The organism is Paenibacillus xylaniclasticus (assembly GCF_004001065.1).
Lineage (GTDB): Bacteria > Bacillota > Bacilli > Paenibacillales > Paenibacillaceae > Paenibacillus_T > Paenibacillus_T xylaniclasticus.
Genome location: NZ_BIML01000004.1, coordinates 375,753 through 396,146 on the forward strand (window position 1 = coordinate 375,753; position 20,394 = coordinate 396,146).

A 20,394-nucleotide genomic window follows, 5' to 3' on the forward strand; every position below is an offset into this window, starting at 1 on the left:
GAAGGAGGAATGGAGACTTGAGCTTGGTCGTTCATAACATTACAGAATTAATTGGACGAACGCCGCTTGTGAAGCTGAACAATATCGTACCGAATACGAGCGCTGACATTTACTTGAAGCTTGAATATTTCAATCCTGGCAGCAGCGTGAAGGATCGGATTGCAATCAGCATCATCGAGGAGGCTGAACGATCCGGAAAACTAAAAAAGGGCGATACGATTATTGAGGCAACCAGCGGAAATACGGGCATCGGCATTGCGCTTGTTGCGGCGGCAAGAGGCTATAAAGCAATTCTCGTCATGCCGGAGACGATGAGCCTGGAACGGCGCAACCTGCTTCGCGCTTATGGAGCGGAGCTTGTCCTGACGCCTGGACTGGAAGGAATGAAGGGCGCGATTCGCGTGGCCCAGCAGCTTGCTGAGCAGCATCCGGAATATTTTCCGGCGGCCCAGTTCGATAATCCAGCTAATGTAAAAATCCATCGGGAGACGACCGGTCCGGAAATCGTCCGTGCCATCGAATCGATCGGCGGAACGCTTGACGGGTTCGTTGCCGGTGTCGGCACAGGAGGGACGATTACCGGGGCAGGCGAGGTATTGCGACAGCATTATCCGAACATTCATATTGCAGCAGTGGAACCGGCTGCATCGCCTGTACTGTCAGGAGGAACGGCCGGACCGCACAAAATTCAAGGCATTGGCGCTGGCTTCGTGCCTTCGATTCTCAATACGGACATTTATGACGAGATTATTCCTGTCAATAACGATTCTGCATTTGAGTTCGCACGCCGCTTAGCGAGAGAGGAAGGGATACTGGGAGGCATATCCTCGGGTGCAGCTGTATATGCGGCGCTTCAGCTTGGTGATAAGCTCGGCCCAGGTAAGCGAATCGTTGCTGTCATTCCGAGTAACGGTGAGCGGTATTTGTCGACGGTGCTCTATCAGCAGGATCAAGCCTTATAGTTAAAGGATGTAATACGGAGGAGTATCGATGACGGTTAGATTTTTGGCGAATTTTAAAAAGTATATTATAAAGGGGGACATCTTTGTTTCGCAGGCGGAGGAGAGCGATACTGCAGCCGTCATGACGCTGCTCGTGCAAACGGCTGAATGGCTTAGCAGCAAAGGCTCAGCGCAGTGGGGCGCGCTGCTCAGCGGCGAAGATCAGCATAATACGGCGCAGTCGATTAAGAACGGGGATGTCTATTTGTTCAGAGAACGCGATACGCTAGCTGGGACCGTAACCATACTGCGCCATCCGAGCGAATGGGACATTCGGCTGTGGGATGCGGAAGGTCATGAAGGTGCTGTATATCTACATCGTCTTGCTGTTAACCGTATGTATGCCGGCAGGCAGTTAGGGCGTCACATGCTGCAATGGGCTCATACAGGGATTCAGTTTGAGGGCTGTGACCGGATAAGGCTCGACTGCATAGAGTCTAACGCAGTGCTCAATCGGTTCTATCAAGAATGCGGGTATAAGTATGTCGGCGCAAGCGGCGGTTATAGTCGGTACGAGAAATTTATTAAAGCGGACTAGGCGCAATTTCCGTGTCACCGTCATACTGTATAGACGTATAACTAAGACCCGGGAGGTTAAAGTAAATGAATCGTGGTTTTGCACCGTTTGGAGGAGGGTTCGGCCGCCCGCCGTTTCGTCCGTTTCCGCATCCTTTTTATCCGCGCCGTGCTTTGTTTCCGTTCTTTTTCTTCTCGCCGTTCTTTTTTCCGTTCTTTCGTGAAGGCGAAGAATTAGGTGAGGATCGTAACACGGGCGTATTTGCTCAGCACCAAGCGGGGCAAGGTGAGACGCTTGCGCAAGTCGCTCATTCGTATAACATTCCTTATCCTATTCTGGAGGAAGCGAACCCGCACTTGACGAGCCCGGAAAGTCTGAGGCAAGGTGAGACGGTTGTCATTCCGCGAATCTCACATATGTACTGTCACAAAACCTATCTGGAGCGCGATGCGCAGCAAGGTCAGCCAAGCGCAGTTCAGCCCAGCGTCGTCCAACCGGGCCAATGGCAGCAAGCGCCACAAATTCCGCAAATGATGCAGCAGCAAAGGCCGCCTTATTCGTATTGATCTAAAATAAAGAGCACTGGCGAAGCAGATGCTTGTCAGTGCTCTCTAATTTTTCAGGCCGCTAGCGAAGAATAAGATTGTTTTATGAGATCCAGCACATGATAATGTTGAATATTGTTATGAAACAAAGTAGCGATTGTGAATACGAACAAGATGATGACTAAGCCGTTCTTAAGCTTGCCGCTGCGAAGCTCGATTACGAATCGACCTCCGAGCAGGAAGAACGCGAATAGGAAGTGTCCAGCGTACAGATACATGTCATATTGGAACGCTGCAAGACCAAAGCCCATAATAATATGCAGATAAATCGCTAATCCGATATAGAGAGCAAGCATCCACACTTCCCGACTTCTCCACAGCTTCAATAAACCGAGAACGGCGAGCCCGATCAGACTGAAGCCGATGGCTGAGACGTACCATGGATGCGGCGCATTCAGATCTGAAGCGAACGCAGCAATATCCGGATCAATAAATGATGTGACAGGGGTGAGAACAGGATTGATCAGCATCGAATAGACAATTTTCCAATGTGCGCTGAACGAGAACGGAGCGGTATAGCTGTATCCGCCATTGTGCAGACTGTTATTCCAGTTCGACAGCCAGCTTGTTCCGTTATTCGACCAGCCTTGGATAAGTGTTAATAGAATTAGGAGAATAAGTGCCGTGCTTCCTGTTAGAAGCGTTCTCTTCAGCCAATCCGCAATTGGTTTGCGAAACGTTTGGATGACGTAAGCTCCGATGAATGGGAGTACATTCGTTGCAGTAATGCCGAAGCTCGCGACGGCGAAACACGCATTCCAGATGATGCCTGAACGCTCTTGGGCCCTGCAGTATTGCAAATATAGAAGCGACAGTAGGATGACGAATTGAGCGTATGCATATGAGTCTGGAATCATAGCAGTGAACAGACTGTAGGAGCTGACACCGAACCATAAGGCCCATAGGACGGGGATGTAGACACTATTGCCGCTTCTGCGCAAATAATAGAAAACGATGACAGCGCTTGCCGAGTTCATGATGCTCTGTAAGGCTAAGTAGAATGTATTGCTGCCAGCATGTGAAGCGATTGAGGTGATCAAGCCGCTTAGCAGGCTCAATAGCGGATGGATAACCGTAACGTTAGAATAGCCGTAATACATACTCGGATCAAAATTAAACAGATTGAGCGTGAACGGGACATGATAAAATGGGGTATGCCTCTGAAGCACCGCCTCGTTCGCATTCATGTATTCGATGAACGGAACATTCAGTACCATGTATATGAATGCAAGGAAGAGCCATATGCCCAAGGCAGCGGCGTTATCCCTCGACGATTGAAAGACATAACGATAGAAAGACATATGTATAGCCCTCCATATGATTTGAACATTAGTTCGTAGTGAGAAGAACAATCCCGCTTATTATAAGTGCAATATCGGCTCAGCGCAGCGCTCGAATCTGCTCGCCGAAAACCCATTTAGCCATAAACATGGTCTATACGAAGGTTAGTGCGTTAGCCGGTACAACCAATGTATAAGGAAGAAGTCTCAGCAGGTAAATGTTTAATATTGCACCAGCAGCATAGCATGCTAGACTGAGCAACGCCCGCATAAGTATGCGGCTTGCGGAGATTAGTTTCAGAAGCGAGCTTTCAGCTGAGCCAAGGCCAATCGGATAATGAATCCGAGTAGACGCACGAATGGTCTGCATCGATCGTTAATCCACCATGCTTGTCCAAATATTGCGCTAGACGCCTCGCTTTCTCCTCACCTTTGTTAATCATTCCTTTCTATTGTGCTTGAATATCGGTTTTTCGATCGACGCAGGTTTGTTCCGATTACAGCATCGACGTCAGGCAGCTTGGCAAAATATTTCATATAGGCATAACCCTTCTTTAAAATAACGTTGACGTAACGGGTGCACGAATGATTATTCGAACACAGACACAATAGTTACGACACTGGCACCGTATAGAAGGACGGTGAACAAAATCGGTTTGTCCTCGAACAGCACACGATCTGGAGCACCGCCTTTTTTCTCAATATGAATCAAATATAAATAACGGAAAATGCCGAAAATGACGAAAGGAATCGTCCACATCAGATGTATTGTGCGGCCAGATGTGAAGGTGAACAAGGAATACGACATAATCGTAGCGGTTGTCACGATTCCGTTCATCTGATCGAGCAGAGCGAGTGAATAATGCTTTAGCACTTCGCGGTGCGTGTCTTTATCTTGCTCAAGCAGCAGCAGCTCGTGGCGACGCTTACCTATTGCTAGGAACAATGACAACAGCAGTGTGCACAGCAGGAACCATGGCGTGAAGGAAACCTCAATCATGATGGCGCCGCCGATTGCACGCAGTACAAAGCCCGCCGCAATAATCATAATGTCGATGATGACAATATGTTTCAGCCATAGCGAGTAGAAGAGGTTCATTAGAAAATAAAAAAACAGCAGGAGCCCAAATAATGGACGCATAGCAGCCGCTGTAACTAAGGAGCCAATAAGCAGCAAGACGCCAAATGTAAGTGCTAGTCCTGGATTCAGTTTGCCGGATGCCATCGGACGATAACGTTTGATTGGATGATTGCGGTCCGTCTCTCGATCTATGAAATCGTTCAGGATGTATACACAGCTCGAAACGAGGCAGTACAATATATACCCGGCAATCGTAATCAATACGTTATGGACGTTTATTTGCTCGAAAGTGAACAGCAGCGCCGCGAAGATTAGTAGGTTTTTGGTCCATTGGTGTGGACGCAGCTGAGACCATAACAGCCGCATGACAGAAATATCAGATGAATAAGCGCCCTGCGCCGAATTCATATTAGAATTTGATGCATGAATAATTATTACCACCTTAATCTAAAGTTTATAATATTGTGCATGAGTAGGAATAGAAGAGCAAGTATTAGTTTCTTCATATCATTAAAATAGTTAATAAGACCCATATTACTTTAGGATTATATTTTCTACATCTTCTGGATGTAAGTCGTGTTCAAGGTGAGGTATAATAGGACGATAGAATGAACTGACAAGGTGGAGGCTTAAATCGATTGGCTACTTATCCGTTTCAATTCGACCCCGGAAGCCCGTTCATACAGCAGGCAAGCGATTGGATCGCTGACGTATTTTATGAGCTTCTGCCCGAAGCGGGTTTCGAGGTGCGTGACGAACAAATTTATATGGCGTTTCAACTGGAGCGAGCATATTCCGAGAAGAAGACGATATTCGCCGAAGCTGGAGTTGGTACAGGCAAGACACTTGTCTATTTATTGTACGCCATTTGCTATGCACGCTATACTCGCAAGCCTGCTGTCATAGCATGCGCTGACGAGTCGTTGATTGAGCAGCTGGTGAAACCGGAAGGGGATATCGCCAAGCTAGCTAGGCATTTGGAGTTGACGATCGATGCACGGCTCGGCAAGTCACCAGATCAATATATTTGCTTAAATAAGCTCGATGAAATGAGAGCAAATGGTGACGACGCTGAATTGTACGACACGATCTATAATGGACTGCCGTCCTTCGTTCATCGTCCGGATACGATGCAGTCGTTCTATCCGTACGGCAACCGTAAAGAGTATCCGGACCTGTCGGACGAGCAATGGAAGCTCATCGGCTGGGATGTATTCCAGGACTGTCTCGTGTGCAGCCAGCGCCATCGGTGCGGGCAGACGCTGTCGCGAGAGCATTATCGCAAGGCGGCGGATATAATTATATGTTCGCATGATTTCTATATGGAGCACGTATGGACGTATGACGCGAGGAAGCGGGAAGGTCAGCTGCCGTTGCTGCCTGAGCACAGCTCCGTCGTATTTGACGAGGGGCATCTGCTTGAGACCGCAGCGCAGAATGCGCTCACGTACAAGCTGAAGCATTCACTGTTCGAAAGCATTATAACGCGGCTGCTAGATGGCGAAATTAGGGAATCTCTTGCTTATGCTATAGAGGATGCCATACATGCGAGTGAGTCGCTGTTCGAGCTGCTGCACCATAGCAGTGTACATGTGCCAGATTCGAGCCGCAAGGAAATCGTATTAAGCGACAAGCTTCAGCGAGAAATCAACCGGTTCAGCGGGCTGTTGTCGGTCATCGAGGAGGAGCTCGTCTTCGAAAGCGGCTTGCATACAATTGACGACTATCAATTAAAGATCGTTGAGGAGCATCTGGAGACAATTCAGCTCGCTTTGTCACTGTTCAAGCAGCCGGAGCTGCTCATCTCGTGGGTAACGGAAGATCCGGATGGCGGTGTAACGCTTGTCATCATGCCGCGGAAGGTGAAAGAAATTTTGGCCGATAAAGTGTTCGGACGACAAATGCCAGTTGTGTTCTCATCAGCGACGTTGTCGGTCGACGGTTCGTTCGACTACATCGCACGCAGCCTTGGCATTCGTGAATACTTGTCGTTTAGCGTGGCATCGCCATACGATTATGAGGCGCAAATGCAAGCTGTCTTATATTCGGAACCGGTCACAGCTCTAGATAAAACGGTGCATGTGCTGCAGCGATTGGCGCTGTCTGAGGGCGGTTCCCTTATTTTGTTCCCTTCGTTTGAGCAGCTGAATCAGTTCCGCAGCGAAGCGGAGCGGCTTCCTTCATCGGGACAGTTCCGGTTCCTTTATGAAGGATCAGCAGAGATCAGCTATTTGATCTCGCAGTTCCAGAACGATGAGAGCAGCGTGCTGTGCGCAGTGACGCTATGGGAAGGACTTGACATTCCGGGACCGTCATTGTCGCATGTCCTCGTCTGGTCGCTGCCGTTCCCGCCGCGTGATCCTGTCTTCGACGCAAAGCGGAAGGATGCAGTTGATCCGTTCCGAGACGTTGAGATGCCCCATATGCTTCTGCGAATGAGGCAAGGGATCGGTCGGTTAATTCGGACGCGCGAAGACCGAGGCATCGTGACGATATATGGCCAGCAGCTGAACCGACAGGAGGTCGCTGAGCAAATTATGCGTTTCCTGCCTTCAACCGTAGAAAGGGTGACCACATGATGTTAACGATTACCGAATACAGCATCGAACAAATTAAAGATCCGTTCGGCATTATTCCAGGTCAACGATATGAGTTCATTCTCGATCTCGACGTGCCGGAAGATGATGAGCTTTACTGCGAGAGCGGCGTGTATGCTCGTGTCATCTTCGGAGTCGAGGAGAGCAGCTCTCGTATTGTAAAATATGAGCTTCGCGAGCGTTCGACCGACCGCTATTTGGAGATTGACCTTGAGGATGAAGAGCTTGCCGGCTTCGCACAGTTTTGCCTCGAGCAGCTGGAGGCGGGAGCTGCGAACGAAAATTAGAATGGTCTTTTCATTAAGCTAGTTGTGGAGAGCCGCTGCTCGTGGCGGCTTTCTTATATCGCTTCGTCTGACGTATTTTCTCCCTTCCTACCGAACTCAAAGTAACCCCCCTCATAAAAGACGAATTTTGTCGAAAAAAACAATCCATAAAATGTTTATTATAGAAAATTTACTAAATGCATGATATGATATTCCTATGAATAGGCTGTTACAAGAGCGGCAATACGACCCTATAAAGGGCGATATGACCGGTCGAAATAGGTAGACAGTCATTCTATCTTCTCTCCCATAGTTTCGGCATAATACCCCCGTATTCGACATCAGTAAAAGTCACTTCTGCAAGATCCACTTACAGCAAGACCGTTCCTAACGAGATTGAAAATGAAGAACGAAGCACGCACGAGAACGATAGCACACGTATCGTTCTAATTCATGCTGTATTCGTGCGGCAGCTAATGATTCGTAATGACGAGAGGAGAAGGTGAATGACGATTCAAGCAGCAATTCGTCTCGGCGAAACGGCTAACCTGATTAGCGGCTTCGCAGCGATTTGGGACAGGAATGACGAGCACGCAAGGCCTTATTATGCTTCGCAGAAGCAAGCGTTACAGACAGTTGATGTTCCATTGCCGGATAATACCGGGACATGGGGATATCCGATCATAAGCTTACACGAGGACAACGCCAGCCTAATTAGTAAATTATATGACTATCAAGTGCTGCCTTACCGGAGCGATGATGCTTCGTTCAAAGTCCCCTCTGGATCGCTTGTGCTTGGAGAGAAGGATGAAGCCTCGATCCTGAAGCAAGTTGGCGCATATGTTGGTCTCGATCTAACCAAAGGTCAATCGTACATGCTTGTGCGGATCGAACGTCATGACGGTCAAGTCGATCACGAGTTTACTACGAATTTCGGCGCCGTTCACCGTGACGACTATTGGACGCCGGAAGCAAAGGCTGCCTATGGACAAGAAGCGGAGAAGCTGTCGACGCTCCCTGTCTTCACGCTGGAGCAAGCGCAATCAACACTTGCTTTCGGTTATGATTACGGAACTCACTTCGTATCGTCCGTATCGATTGGCGATGTCATCTTTCAAGTATTCGCGCTGGATAAGGCCGAATTCGGACAGCTGCAAGCTGCATTCAAGCAGGATGCGGACAGCAATGGCGAGGTTACCGACTTGAATGCTCTGAATTATCAATACTATACGACGCCTGTGAACGAAGTTTCGGGTCAAAAGTATGGCTTCATCGCTCAATATGGTTCTATTGTAAGCTTCAGTCAGGATGCGGCGCTTGCAGCATCGATAAAGAGTGGAGCGTGGAACGATGAGAAGCATAACGCTGGCAGCAGTATATTCATGGCCTACGATTATGCGAAGAACGGCGTAGGCTTCCTAAAGCCGTTCAAAAAGCAGACCGTGACCAGCATTTCACTGCTTCCGCTTGCGTCGCTAGCGACAGTAACAGACTGGGCAGCATTCTGGGATCGGATAACAAGCGGCGCCCTCCAGCACAAATACGGATCTACTGTACAACTGTCGTTCCCTTCTGAAACGACGCCTAAGGGCAGCCTGTTCCCGGATGCGTCCGGCGATTGGCTGTCTGTGATCGCAACGCCAACAATTGATCTGTATCAAGATTATGTCGACCTAAGCCAAGTGAATCTAGTCAATACGGAAGCGGTTGAATCGTTCCGGTTGTTCAGCCAATTGCTGAACATCGGAAGAGCGGGCACGAATCCGGTGTCGATTCCGGGCCAACAAGTGAGAATTATTAGCTACGCGGTGGATACGTCATCCTTGACGCCTGCGCCAATTTTGCGGCTGACGCCGAAAGCGTTCACTTCGCTGCAATTTGTCATTGGCAATATGACGGGCGCCTTAACCTTTGAAGCGGCAGATGGCAGCGGTCGAGCAGCTGTCCTTGATGGCCTGGCGTTCGCCGATGATGAAACGGGCTTGGATAGCGGCAGGCTTGCTGTGAAAATCGCAGCCGATTACCGGAAGCCTCCGGCTGATGATATTTTGGCAGAAGCGTCCGCGAATATCCACTTCTCGCTCGTTGCCGCGGAGTCCCATCTGTATGGACGCGGCGCGAACGCACAGTCGCTGCGGCAGTTTACCCGCTCTTACTTGACCTGGCTGGAGAGCTTGATTTCGGTTGAGACCGACAATGTCGAGCTGATCGCCCTGCGCACGCAAGCTTCGTATCTGGGCAAGGTGTCGACTCAGCTGGATGGACCAAGCGTAACGGTTCCATATTTGACATACGAATCGTATCAAAATTACGTTCGCAGCATGATAGACGTAGCGAACGAGCTGTCGGACACTCAACGAGATTATCAGATCAAGCTTATGTTCCAGAAGCAGGCCGATTTGACGATTAAGACGGCGCAGCAATTGAATGAAAATTTGAAGAAAACAGGCAGTGTCTTGACTGACTATGTCGGTAGCGTCGCACGTTATCAGTCTGATATGGCTAATCAGTATCAGCTTGTGATTGAACAGAAGAAGAAAGAGCTGGATAAGGGCATTACCGATCTGAAGAAGCTGGGCAATCTGCTGGCGGAACAACAAGATGTGGTGAAGGATAAAGTCTCGGACTTCAAGAAAGCGATGGTTGCCTGGGAAGTTGAGCAGGTCATTAAATTTTGTGTCGATATTGCTACCGATCTGTTCAAGCTAGGTACGTCATTCATGATTCCAGCCAGTGAAATCAAAGAAGTTCTGAAGCTCGGGGAAACGGCGCAGAAAATACAGAAAGTGCTGAACGTCATTAATGCGCTCATGAAGCTGGAGCAGGATATCGAGAAGAACATTTATCTATTCAAAGGCGTATCGAATGCACTGTCGATGCTAGGCAGTGAGCTTCAAATGCCTTCATCGCGCGAATGGCAGGAGCTCAGCATCAATTTCGAAGCATCCTTAGCTACTGTGCCGTCAGATCCGGGGCCGCAGAAGGCGAAGGCAGACCTCGTTGCTGCATTCAAAATTCTGGTACTGCGCGGTCAAGCATGGCTGGATGCGAGTAGCAAGGTGAATCAGCTCAATACCGATATTTTCTACAATCAACGGCTGCAGGTCATGAACCAGAAGCAGGCGGACCGGCTGAGTGAGATCTCGCGCTCGCTGCATCTGAACGACATTCAGACGCCTGAGATTAGCTCAATCGATCTGGTCGGCTTAACCGGACAGGTACAGTTCCAGATGAAGCAAGTCATGGCGATGCTTGCCCGGACGCTCATCATGCAGGATGCCGCCGTACAGTATGAATATCTCGGCGAGCCTGCCAATATTTCGCGCTTCGATCTGGCAAGTGTGAAGCAAGTCATGGCAGCTCAGCAGCAAAATATTATTAATGCACTGAATTTGCTGAATCCGACGCCGAAACCGGTTAGCGAGCCTATCGTATACCGGATCAAAAGCGTACCGGTCAGCTTGCTCACGAATGGAAGCATTTATTCTTTCATCATCCAGCCTAGTGCATCGGAGTTCCGTAAATATTCAATGGTTCGTATCGATAAGGTTGTCGCGAATATTGAAGGGATCGCGAGCTCAGATACGGGCGAATATTTGATCGAGCTCGACTACCAAGGCGATCCGTTCGAGGATCGGGACCAGCACGGACGAATGATCTCATTCCAGACGGTCCGCCGCTATATGGGACCTTATGATTACAGGATTAGAGACGGCAAGGCACTGTTCGGCGATCAGACGGGCGCGTTCGACCGGGGCATTACACATGTCACCCCGTTCTCGACCTGGAATATCAGCCTTCCGGATTCACCGACGAATGCGGGTCTTTGCTTCGATGGACCAACGGTTGATATCACGCTGACTTTCCATATTACCGCTTTGTTAACGGATCAGAAGAAGCCGATGCTGCTTGCCGATGCTCCGGGCTCAGGCGGTGGTGCTACGCTTGAGAATTTGCTCGATAACATGTATCAGAACCAAGCGGTTCTCAAAGGATGGGACGTCGTCTTCAATCTTCGAGAGGAGCCGGTTAACAAATTCTTAAAAGCGCAGTATGATGCCAAACACGGTACGGAAGGTATGCCGCCGATCGTAGTAGGCTTCTGTCAGAAGTTTCCGAATCCGGTTGACGACGGCTGGATCGCAGCCTATACGAAGGTGAGCGTCACGCTCGATACGCCGCTGCTGCAATTCGAGACGAATAACCATGATTACGTGACGGTGTTCCAGAACGTGCTGTCCGGTTATACTCAGTCGGGCTCCAAGGTTGTTGACGAAAGCTTCGACCCTGTGAAGGACTGCAATTTGGATGACCCAGAAATTCATTGGAAATCGCAGCAGCCAATTGATGTGTCGAACAAGCCGTATATTCAAGGGTCCGTAGCGCTTTCTTTCGTCAGCGGTCTCGTACAAAGCTCCAAAAATAACGATAAGACTTATACTATCGTGCTTGATTTCCGCAAAGGCAGCTTTACCGCTCAGCAGCTGAAGGTTAATACGAACAACGCGATGCTGAATCAGCAGCTGTCGAACTACTTCCAGACGACGGAGATTTTGTACCAGATCAATACGCTCGACTTGAATAATATTACGACACTTCCGTCGCTAACACCGACTAGCTTCAAGCTTAACGTTCTGACGACGAACTCGAAGCGCAATGTACTGCAAGTATTTATTACGACGAACGGTACGCAGCAGGATAATCTAACCATTAACGTGAACGAGCCGATTCCGGAAGCGTATGATTGCTCGCTCATGGTTAATACGAGAATTATGTTCCGTGATATATTTGTTCAAAGCTTCAATAAGGGATCAACGAACATAACCGTCGCAGCAGTGGATCCGAAGCAGGATTTCAAAGCATGGAGCGCGACCGCAACCGGCGGTACGGTCGTCGGCACGGTCGATTTCGGCGACGATTCCAAATCCTATCGGATGAACCCTTCAAACAACAACATCAATTGGGACATAACAGGCTTGACGTTCAGTCCGAACAAAATGAACGGCATTTCTCTTAACTATAGCAAACAACTGAAAATCGACTTCCAGCATCGTAACTATCACTATACCCAATACGGCGGTTATTGGGGCTCATGGAACGATCACAGCGTGAACGTCACTTTCACGATGACGGGTTATTACCCAATCAAGGTAGGGGGCAGCGGCAAGCTGCAGACGATCCAGATCGATTCTGAGCCGCCTAGCGTCGACATCGACAACTCGTCTCTCAAGCCGACAGGTCCGTGCGAATGTAACGACAATACGCTGCAGATTCGCGTGAAGGACGGTATGCGCAAAGATATTCCAGGTGCGATCAAAAATCAGATGGCCGGCATCAAGTTCCAGGCTGTATCGATCTTCGCATTGGAAAATTTGCTGTTCCCTGCTGAAAATTTCATCGAAATGGACAGCGCATATGTACCTGGCGATCTCGTCATTCTCGGACATTTCAAGCAATTTACGGATGACGAGCAGTAATCAGGTATGAGGGGGAGAGTGTCCGCTACGTGCGGGCACTCTTATTCGCTTATTCGGTCTTCGACTCTATAAACGAAAGAGAAGGGGGAAGCCGTTTGACACAATTGGAAGGAGTCCGGATTGGGGCTGCGGTCAATCTGCTTTATGGATTCAAGCCGTTATGGGACCGCTCGGAACCGGCAAGCACGCCATATTATTCGCCTCCTGTGGAACCGCTCACGACATTCCCGATCGAGTATTCGAACGCGGCTGAAGCTCGGTCAACTTTCGGATCTCCTGAAATTACGCTGCACGACAATGAAGAGAGTCTCTTGAGCAACTTGTTCGAGTATACCGTACACCCATTTAAAGGCGAAGAAAATTGCTTTGAGATGCCGTCTGGGCCGCTCATTCTTGGACACGCGGACCGCGAAGATGTCTTGAACCAGCTTGGAAGGTATCTGGGTGTTGAGCTAAGAGAAGGACGCCGTTATATGCTGGTTAAGCTTCGCCGTATCGACGGACGTGCCTCACATGCGGTCATTCGCCCTAGTGGCGAGGTTACATTCGATAAAGCGCTGCATTTGACGGAGGAAGGAAGAAAAGCGACGATTCGGCTCCGGCCAGGCGAACGGCTTCAGGACGGAGAACGTCATGATGCCCGGATTACTGCGAAGCAAGCCGAAGAGTACCTCGATTTCTTTTACCGATTCGGTACCCATTTCGTCTCTGCCGTGACATGGGGAGATGTGTTGTTCCAAGTGTTTGCTTACGAGGAGGATCACTATCGAATCGTCCGTAATGCTTATGAGAAGGATTGTGAGAATGGAGTTCTTAACGAACCGATCAGCTTAAGCTACAGCTATTACACACGTCCAGAATTCGTCTTAGCAAGCGGTCCTATCGTAAGCTTTAGCGGTGATGCGCAGCTCGAATCATCGATTCAGGAAGGGAGATGGATCGATCGCATCCATGCAGCCAGGGACAGCTTGTTCACCGCCTATATGGATGCAGACAGGCTCCCTTCTTCGTGGCTGGAGCCTCTCTCTCAATCAGTACCGATCGGAATTGAGCTGACGCCGATCAACCGGTTTATTGAGCTATTCCGGGCGTTCAATTGGCAGCGGGTATTGAAGGGAGCTTTGGTGTACCGATATTCTCATGCCATCAGACTTAAGCTTGACGGTATCGCTGCAATAGATCAGTGCTTCGAGCCGGTGGGCGGGTTACCTGCTTCCGAGCAAGCAGCAGTAATAGGGCGGGCGCGTTACACTTCCGAATATCGCGATCAATTAAAACTCGAAGAGGCTAATGCTGAGAAACCCGTGGATCGCTCATTCATGAGGGTCAGCCGTCTTTTGGATGTTCGAGGCAGTGAGGAAGGCATTCGAGAAATTCGTCTTCCGTACAACGATGTCATGCTGATCAGCCGTTGTATAAGGGGTGACTCGGACAGCCAACGGATGGCAGTCGTTCAAGTGCCGGATGAAGCTATGAAACGAACAAAGATACGTTGTGAGACAATGACCGGTGCCTTCATCCTTATGAACGAGTCCGGTACAGAGCGATATGCGGTGTCAGACGGCTTCTGCTTCACTGAAGGAGAGCATGATTCACATATAGGCCGATCCCGAGTAGCGCTTGATCAGCAACTGCTTGAGGGGGAGTCGCCGGACTGGGAAGCTCTTCTCCCTGAGCTTCGGTTGTCGCTGGCGGACGCGATGCTAATACCGTCAGCTTCCGCTTGGCGTGAGGTGGTTGCTTATGCCCGTTGGATTGAGCATCTGCTTCCAGAGGAGGTGACTATTCCCCAAATTGTTCGATTAAGGGAGACGGCAGCTTTATTGATGCAGCATATCGAGCTTAGCCTTACGGAGCAGAACAAAGTACCAGAGGCCGTAAGCCGGTTGTCTGAAGACGGTGTAATCCGAGTGATGAGCTTGCGTACACAGTGGAATGAGCTTCGTTGTCGGGTTAAGGAAGGTGCATACGATACGGCTGAACAACAGGCTGTTTATGGGGGTCAGCTCTTGAAATTGTACGATGAGCTGAAGGAGCTGGAGCTTAATGAATCAGCAGCTACGGGTACGGATTGGGATACGGAGCCTGCTCCCCGCCGTTTTGTAAATGAAACGATGGAATGGATAGCGGAGGAAGTATCGGCAATCCTTGCGTCCGGATCGTCGTCCAATTTTCCGCATGGAAGATTGAATGGTTATCTGAATTTCATTAATCGAATGATTGATACCATCTTGACTGAAAGAACAAAGGGGGAACAGAGGCCATGGCTAATGTGGCATCGGCTGCAACGGTCGACAATCTGATCGAGCAGATGCGTCAGCAGGGAAGCGTGCTGAACGGCTGGGATATCGTCTTCAATATGACCGAGTCCGCCGTCAACGAAATATTCGGCATGGTATACCGGAAGCTGCCTTCTGGACCTTGGAAGGAGCTGCAGCTTCGATATTGCGAGACTTTCCCTGATCCTTCGTCAGATGGAATACTCGCTTGTTATACCCGTGTCGAGATTGTGCTGAGTAGTCCGCAGTTATCTATCGTTCCGAATGCAAAACAGCTGATGCGAATCGATTTCAAGGCGAGCGGTCTTGTCCATACGGCAAGCACTTCAGTGGACGCCAGCTTTGACCCTTCTCGCGACGCAGACTTTGCTTCCCCAGCCTTGAAGTGGCATACGGTCGAAAATAGTAATACATCATTCTCGGCGATCGTGCCGCTGTCAGTTGTTGAAGGAAGCGTAATCGGTACGTCGGCAGCTTATGCATCGGTGCTTGATTTTCCGGCAGGCAGCTTCGAATCGCCGCTGTTTGCCGACATGGATCATGCCGATACGCTGCAAGTGCAGCTGAGGCTGTATTTTGCGACAAATAAAGTCCGTTATATGATACAAGGCATCAGTTCGTCGGTCGTGAACCAGCTGCCGGATTTGACGCCGCGTTCGTTCCGGATTGCAAGTCTTGCGACGAACAGCGGAAGACGTTTGCTACAGCTGTTCATTGCGACGACAGGACCGCTTCGCGATAATTTGACGATTCAAGTGAATGAGCCGGTGCCGGACGGATCGGATTTGAGCATTATGCTCGATAAGCGGATATCGGATGAGCTGGGCGGCGCCGATATATCGCTTGTTAATTTGTTTACAGCCGAGAATTTAATTTTTCCGGCTTCCGGTCTCATTCAATTGGGAGCCAACTATACACCATATGATCGTGTTATTCTGGGACGCTTTCTACTTGCCCCACATGTTACGATCAAGAGTGGCGATCAGCAGCATGTCACTCGGCAAGGGCTCGATATCCCGGGCGGCACAGCGAGGTTTGCTCCGCTTGCCGTCACTGTAACGGATGCATTCGGTTCGCCGCTTGCCGGGATACCTGTTCGATTTGTTGGTGTAGGTAGTCCGACGATGGCTGTACAATTGCAGCCAATCGGAGCGAGTGATGCGGTTGCTGTCACCGATAATACTGGTACGGCTGTATTGAATCAAATGGGAGGAAACAGCGTGGTCGCCTATTACAACGATGGGGTGCTCACAGTAACGGCCAGTACAGGAGACGGTGCTTCCGCAGTATTTCATTTGACCGTCGATCCCCAGAAAGCGCCACCGATATTGCCTGGTGCGAAAGTCAACATTGTTGAAGGCAACAAGCAGACGGTGGGCCGTTCGCCTGAGCGAGGAATTCCTTCCGGCGTAGCGAAGTTCGCACCGCTGAAAGTACAGGTCGTCGATGCGCACGGCGTTCCGATACCGAATGCGCTTGTTAATTTCTCGCCCGGTAATCATCCGTCAAGCATGGCAGTACAGCTCCATCCTAGCGGCGCCTCGCCGGTTACCGTCCTGTCAGATGCGCAAGGCATCGCTGTCTTGAATGCAATGTCGAGCAGCGGGGCATGGGCATATTACGCAACGGGAACATTCAATGTAACAGCATCCGTCGCTGGAGGAGCGCAGCAAGCGGTGTTCCAATTAACCGCTGTATAATGCTGCAAACGTGAATAATGATTGCGGTTAACTATCCAATTCAGGTATAATTAGATTTAGCAAAAGTTCATACGGTAGAAGCGGAGGAGCCTGTCATTTACGGGACTCCTCTGTCTTTATCGGGAGAGCCTGTATCTTACAGGCTCTTTTTGTGTTGTTTTCGGGGCTCGCCATGGGACTCTAACGACACATAAATGTGTCGTAACAGCCAGAGTGAAGCCCCTGGGCGGTCTCTAACGACACATAAATGTGTTGTTAGAGCCAGAGTGAAGCCCCTGGGCGGTCTCTAACGGCACATAAACGTGTCGTTAGAGCCAGAGTGAAGCCCCTAGGCGGGCTTTAACGGCACATAAATGTGTCGTAAGAGCCAGAGCGAGGCCCTTGGGCGGACTCTAACGGCATATAAATGTGTCGTAACAGCCAGAGTCAAGCCCCAGGTGAGCTTTAACAACACAAATTCATGGCGTTCTACTACGGGAATGGGGGAATGGAAATGGAATTTATTTTTTCATTAGCGATCATCATTGCTGCTACGAAGCTGGCTGGCGACTTGTCCGTTAGACTGGGCCAGCCTTCTGTGCTTGGGAAGCTGATTGCGGGCATTATAATTGGTCCGGCAGTGCTCAATTGGATTCTTCCAAGCTCGTTTATTGACAATTTCGCGGAGCTAGGTGTGCTGCTTCTTATGTTTATTGCGGGTTTAGAGACTGATTTGGATCAGCTGAAGCGCAACTGGAAAGCCTCTTGCGCCGTTGCTATTGGCGGTATCATCCTTCCCTTCATTGGTGGTTACAGTGCTTCACTGGCATTAGGACTGTCCCACTCGCAATCACTGTTCATCGGACTGTTACTTTGTGCAACATCGGTTAGCATCTCTGTACAAACGTTGAAGGAGATGGATGCGCTTGATACGAGGGAAGGGTCGACGATTCTTGGCGCGGCTGTCGTCGATGATGTTATTGTCGTCCTGATGCTTGCTGTGATGATGAGTATGCTCGGAACGTCAGAGGGGAGCGCGCTCGGTATCATCTTCGCCAAGAAAGCACTGTTTTTTGTTGCAATTCTCGTAGTTAGCGTTGTTGTCGTCCCATTCATCATGAAGAAACTGTCTACTATTCGTGTAACAGAGCCTGTCATGAGCACTGCACTAATTCTATTATGCTTCTATGTTTATTTTGCCGAGAAAATGGGGGTAGCAGGTATTATCGGTGCCTTCGCTGCGGGGATTGCCATTTCCCAGACGAGCTATAAGCATGAGGTGGAACGAAAGGTGGAGCCGATTGCCTATACGCTGTTCGTGCCGGTTTTTTTCGTTAGTATTGGGTTAAGCATTCAGTTTGATGGTATAGGCGGAGAGCTTGGTTTTCTGCTTCTGCTTACCATTATTGCCATAGCTACGAAGCTTCTGGGGGGTGCGCTAGGCGCTCGAATGACTGGATTCGGTACAAGATCCGCTGCTGCAATAGGCGCCGGTATGGTATCCCGCGGTGAAGTCGCACTCATTATCGCGGCTTCTGGCTTAGAATCTCAGCTGCTTAAGACGCAATATTTTACATCGGTTGTCTTGCTGGTCATCGTAACGACACTTGTCACGCCTCCACTTCTAAAAGCACTATTTCCAAGAAGGGGGTTAGATGAATCGAACGATCGGATGAAGGAAATGGTCGGAAAGCGTCAGAATTAAAGCAACCTTTTTCCATTTCAATCGTCCAATTAGGTACATGTAAGCGAGACAACTAAACTAGACGAAAAGAGGAATTGCGGATGAATAGAAAGTGGCGTCGAACGACGCTCGTCCTTATGAGTGCAGGACTTGCAGCCGCCTTGATGGCGGCACCATTAGCGGCTGCTGAGGGCAAGTCAGGGTCGAACGCAAGTTATTCAAGCTGGACGGACTTTAGTACATGGAACAAGGTTCCGATCGCCAAGCCGATATGGACAGCGGATATCGGACAGCCGAATGCGGATGTATATGATTATCCGGACGTTACAGCTGCGGGTAGCACGATACTTTATGTTAAGCAAGGCGTGTTGCATGCAAGAAATGCAGTCTCCGGCAAAACACTTTGGACGTATGGCAAGAAGTTGCAGCCGAATACGATTTTATCCTCCGGAAATTATACTTATGTTTATGACGAAGGAGGGGCAATCTATCGGGTTCAATTGAAGTCCGGAAAAGGAGAGCTATTCTACCAATTAACCGATGCGGCAGGAAAGAAATCGAAAACGATTAGCGATATTTCGCTGTCGACACAAGATAATGCTTTATACGCTGTTAGTACTGGGACAATGGTTTCGATTCGTCTTACTGACGGAAAGATTAATTGGCGTAATGACGAGTTGGAATTGCCGAGTGCACCGGAACGGATCGGAGACGCGCTGCTGTTCTACTCTGTTGAATCCGGAGCGATTATGGTAGGCACAACATACGCCATCGACCCTTCGACGGGTAAACAAAAATGGCGTCTTCAGGGCAGTCACTCGGAGTTGCTGGATGCTCAAGGCGGCGAGCTTTATTTTCAGGATCAATGGCCGGATCCCGACGGAGGAAGCTCGGTCAAAATCGATGTCGCCTCCCAGGCAACAGGTGAAATTGTTCGAACCTTGTCGTATCCTGCTCTGCAGAGCAATCACACTTCATCCGTGTTGTTCGATAAGATTGCCATTGACGGAGATAATTTGTACATCGGATTGAATGGAATCGGTGTGTACCGTTACAGTTTAAATGCTGATCCTGCGATTGCGAAGCCGGCGCTGCTGTCGGACAACGGCAGTTGGCTGGCCGGTCCATATGACGGAAAGCTTTTCTTTGCGGATTCGGACAAATTAGGTCTTCATGCACGTAAAATTTTCGATACGAAGCAGGTAAACTACGAAGGTGTTAACAATCCAATTAGCAGACTCGATATTATCGATTCCGGCATGTATGTGGGTCAAACGGATGGGACGATATATGCGCTGAATGTAACAAACGGTAAAGCGTTATTCCGTTACGAGATCGGGGCACGTAATTATGGTCCGTTCCAGACGGCAGGCAGCATGCTGCTCGTTCAGGCGGAAGGAAAGCTGTACGGCTTCTCCCTGCCAACTGAACTGAGTAAGCCGATTAGCAATGAAGCCTCTGTTGCGAATTCATTCACGAAGGCACAGGCGAAGCTAACGATTGATGGTGTGGAGCGAGCTTTCGAGCCTAGTATGATGTCTAGCGCCAATCGTATGTTTGTACCTTTCCGATCGTTGACAGAGGCAGTAGGTGCGACGATTGTATATGACAAGGAGTCGAAACAGGCAACCGTGACGTATAAGGAACGAAAATTTACGATTGCCGAAGGTAAGACATACGCATTGGTAGAAGAAGGACAACTAGAGCTGTCATACCCTCCTGTTATACTGAACGGCAGCCTGTACGTGCCAGTGAAAGATTTTGCTGATCTGCTAGGCATTAAAGCAGTCTGGAATGCGAGCAGCCGCACCGTAGAAATCAGTACGAAATAGCAGGACTAATGCCTGCTTACTAAGACAAACATCTATTTAACGATGTTAACAACATGGCCTGGGGCGAGTGCACTGATCAGCAGTAGAAGATTAATG

The 20,394-nt window shown here is 49.4% G+C and carries 13 protein-coding genes; 10 read left to right on the forward strand and 3 right to left on the reverse strand.

Going from position 1 to position 20,394, the window contains the following annotated elements:
• Positions 1-17 precede the first annotated feature (17 nt).
• The 3 genes from cysK to PXY01_RS07185 all read left to right on the forward strand — a co-directional run bounded on the left by cysK (position 18) and on the right by PXY01_RS07185 (position 2,084).
• A complete protein-coding gene (cysK, locus tag PXY01_RS07175) occupies positions 18-962 on the forward strand; it encodes a cysteine synthase A (RefSeq protein ID WP_127568723.1) in 945 nt (314 codons plus the stop codon).
• Positions 963-990: 28 nt separating this feature from the next.
• Entirely contained in the window at positions 991-1,539 is a 549-nt protein-coding gene (locus tag PXY01_RS07180) for a GNAT family N-acetyltransferase (protein ID WP_127568725.1), read from the forward strand.
• Positions 1,540-1,604: 65 nt separating this feature from the next.
• Positions 1,605-2,084 (forward strand): LysM peptidoglycan-binding domain-containing protein, encoded by a 480-nt coding sequence (locus PXY01_RS07185; protein ID WP_127568727.1) that lies wholly within the window; start codon positions 1,605-1,607, stop codon positions 2,082-2,084.
• 53 nt (positions 2,085-2,137) lie between these two features.
• Here PXY01_RS07185 and PXY01_RS07190 read toward each other — a convergent pair whose 3' ends face one another.
• The 3 genes from PXY01_RS07190 to PXY01_RS07200 all read right to left on the reverse strand — a co-directional run bounded on the left by PXY01_RS07190 (position 2,138) and on the right by PXY01_RS07200 (position 4,892).
• The gene (locus tag PXY01_RS07190) at positions 2,138-3,424 is read right to left on the reverse strand and encodes a DUF6080 domain-containing protein (protein WP_127568729.1); all 1,287 of its coding nucleotides are present in this window, start codon (positions 3,422-3,424) and stop codon (positions 2,138-2,140) included.
• Between the two features lie 133 nt (positions 3,425-3,557).
• On the reverse strand, positions 3,558-3,773 hold the full coding sequence (locus tag PXY01_RS07195; RefSeq protein WP_246027823.1) for a hypothetical protein: 216 nt from the start codon (positions 3,771-3,773) through the stop codon (positions 3,558-3,560).
• Positions 3,774-3,992: 219 nt separating this feature from the next.
• On the reverse strand, positions 3,993-4,892 hold the full coding sequence (locus PXY01_RS07200) for a decaprenyl-phosphate phosphoribosyltransferase (RefSeq protein ID WP_127568731.1): 900 nt from the start codon (positions 4,890-4,892) through the stop codon (positions 3,993-3,995).
• A 230-nt stretch (positions 4,893-5,122) separates the two neighbouring features.
• Here PXY01_RS07200 and PXY01_RS07205 point away from each other — a divergent pair, with 230 nt between their 5' ends.
• The 7 genes from PXY01_RS07205 (at position 5,123) to PXY01_RS07235 (ending at position 20,298) form a co-directional block, all read left to right on the forward strand.
• Positions 5,123-7,063, forward strand: coding sequence for an ATP-dependent DNA helicase (locus PXY01_RS07205; protein WP_127568733.1), 1,941 nt, complete (start codon positions 5,123-5,125; stop codon positions 7,061-7,063).
• Positions 7,063-7,368 carry a DUF6509 family protein gene (locus tag PXY01_RS07210; RefSeq protein ID WP_127568853.1) on the forward strand — a complete coding sequence of 102 codons (306 nt, stop codon included), beginning with the start codon at positions 7,063-7,065 and terminating at the stop codon, positions 7,366-7,368. The genes PXY01_RS07205 and PXY01_RS07210 overlap by 1 nt, the downstream gene beginning before the upstream one ends.
• Positions 7,369-7,853: 485 nt before the next feature.
• Positions 7,854-12,824, forward strand: coding sequence for a hypothetical protein (locus PXY01_RS07215; RefSeq protein ID WP_127568735.1), 4,971 nt, complete (start codon positions 7,854-7,856; stop codon positions 12,822-12,824).
• Positions 12,825-12,919: 95 nt separating this feature from the next.
• Complete coding sequence (locus PXY01_RS07220; protein WP_127568737.1) at positions 12,920-15,127, forward strand: MACPF domain-containing protein; 2,208 nt, start codon at positions 12,920-12,922, stop codon at positions 15,125-15,127.
• A complete protein-coding gene (locus PXY01_RS07225; protein ID WP_127568739.1) occupies positions 15,088-16,803 on the forward strand; it encodes an Ig-like domain-containing protein in 1,716 nt (571 codons plus the stop codon). The genes PXY01_RS07220 and PXY01_RS07225 overlap by 40 nt, the downstream gene beginning before the upstream one ends.
• Before the next feature lie 493 nt (positions 16,804-17,296).
• Entirely contained in the window at positions 17,297-18,487 is a 1,191-nt protein-coding gene (locus PXY01_RS07230; protein ID WP_127568741.1) for a cation:proton antiporter, read from the forward strand.
• A gap of 80 nt (positions 18,488-18,567) precedes the next feature.
• Positions 18,568-20,298 (forward strand): stalk domain-containing protein, encoded by a 1,731-nt coding sequence (locus PXY01_RS07235; RefSeq protein WP_127568743.1) that lies wholly within the window; start codon positions 18,568-18,570, stop codon positions 20,296-20,298.
• Positions 20,299-20,394 lie beyond the last annotated feature (96 nt).

Coding starts and splice junctions, on each gene's coding strand:
- PXY01_RS07180 (WP_127568725.1), top strand. CDS start 991: ATGACGGTTAGATTTTTGGCGAATTTTAAAAAGTATATTATAAAGGGG.
- PXY01_RS07185 (WP_127568727.1), top strand. CDS start 1,605: ATGAATCGTGGTTTTGCACCGTTTGGAGGAGGGTTCGGCCGCCCGCCG.
- PXY01_RS07190 (WP_127568729.1), bottom strand. CDS start 3,424: ATGTCTTTCTATCGTTATGTCTTTCAATCGTCGAGGGATAACGCCGCT.
- PXY01_RS07195 (WP_246027823.1), bottom strand. CDS start 3,773: ATGCAGACCATTCGTGCGTCTACTCGGATTCATTATCCGATTGGCCTT.
- PXY01_RS07200 (WP_127568731.1), bottom strand. CDS start 4,892: ATGAATTCGGCGCAGGGCGCTTATTCATCTGATATTTCTGTCATGCGG.
- PXY01_RS07210 (WP_127568853.1), top strand. CDS start 7,063: ATGTTAACGATTACCGAATACAGCATCGAACAAATTAAAGATCCGTTC.
- PXY01_RS07215 (WP_127568735.1), top strand. CDS start 7,854: ATGACGATTCAAGCAGCAATTCGTCTCGGCGAAACGGCTAACCTGATT.
- PXY01_RS07225 (WP_127568739.1), top strand. CDS start 15,088: ATGGCTAATGTGGCATCGGCTGCAACGGTCGACAATCTGATCGAGCAG.
- PXY01_RS07230 (WP_127568741.1), top strand. CDS start 17,297: ATGGAATTTATTTTTTCATTAGCGATCATCATTGCTGCTACGAAGCTG.
- PXY01_RS07235 (WP_127568743.1), top strand. CDS start 18,568: ATGAATAGAAAGTGGCGTCGAACGACGCTCGTCCTTATGAGTGCAGGA.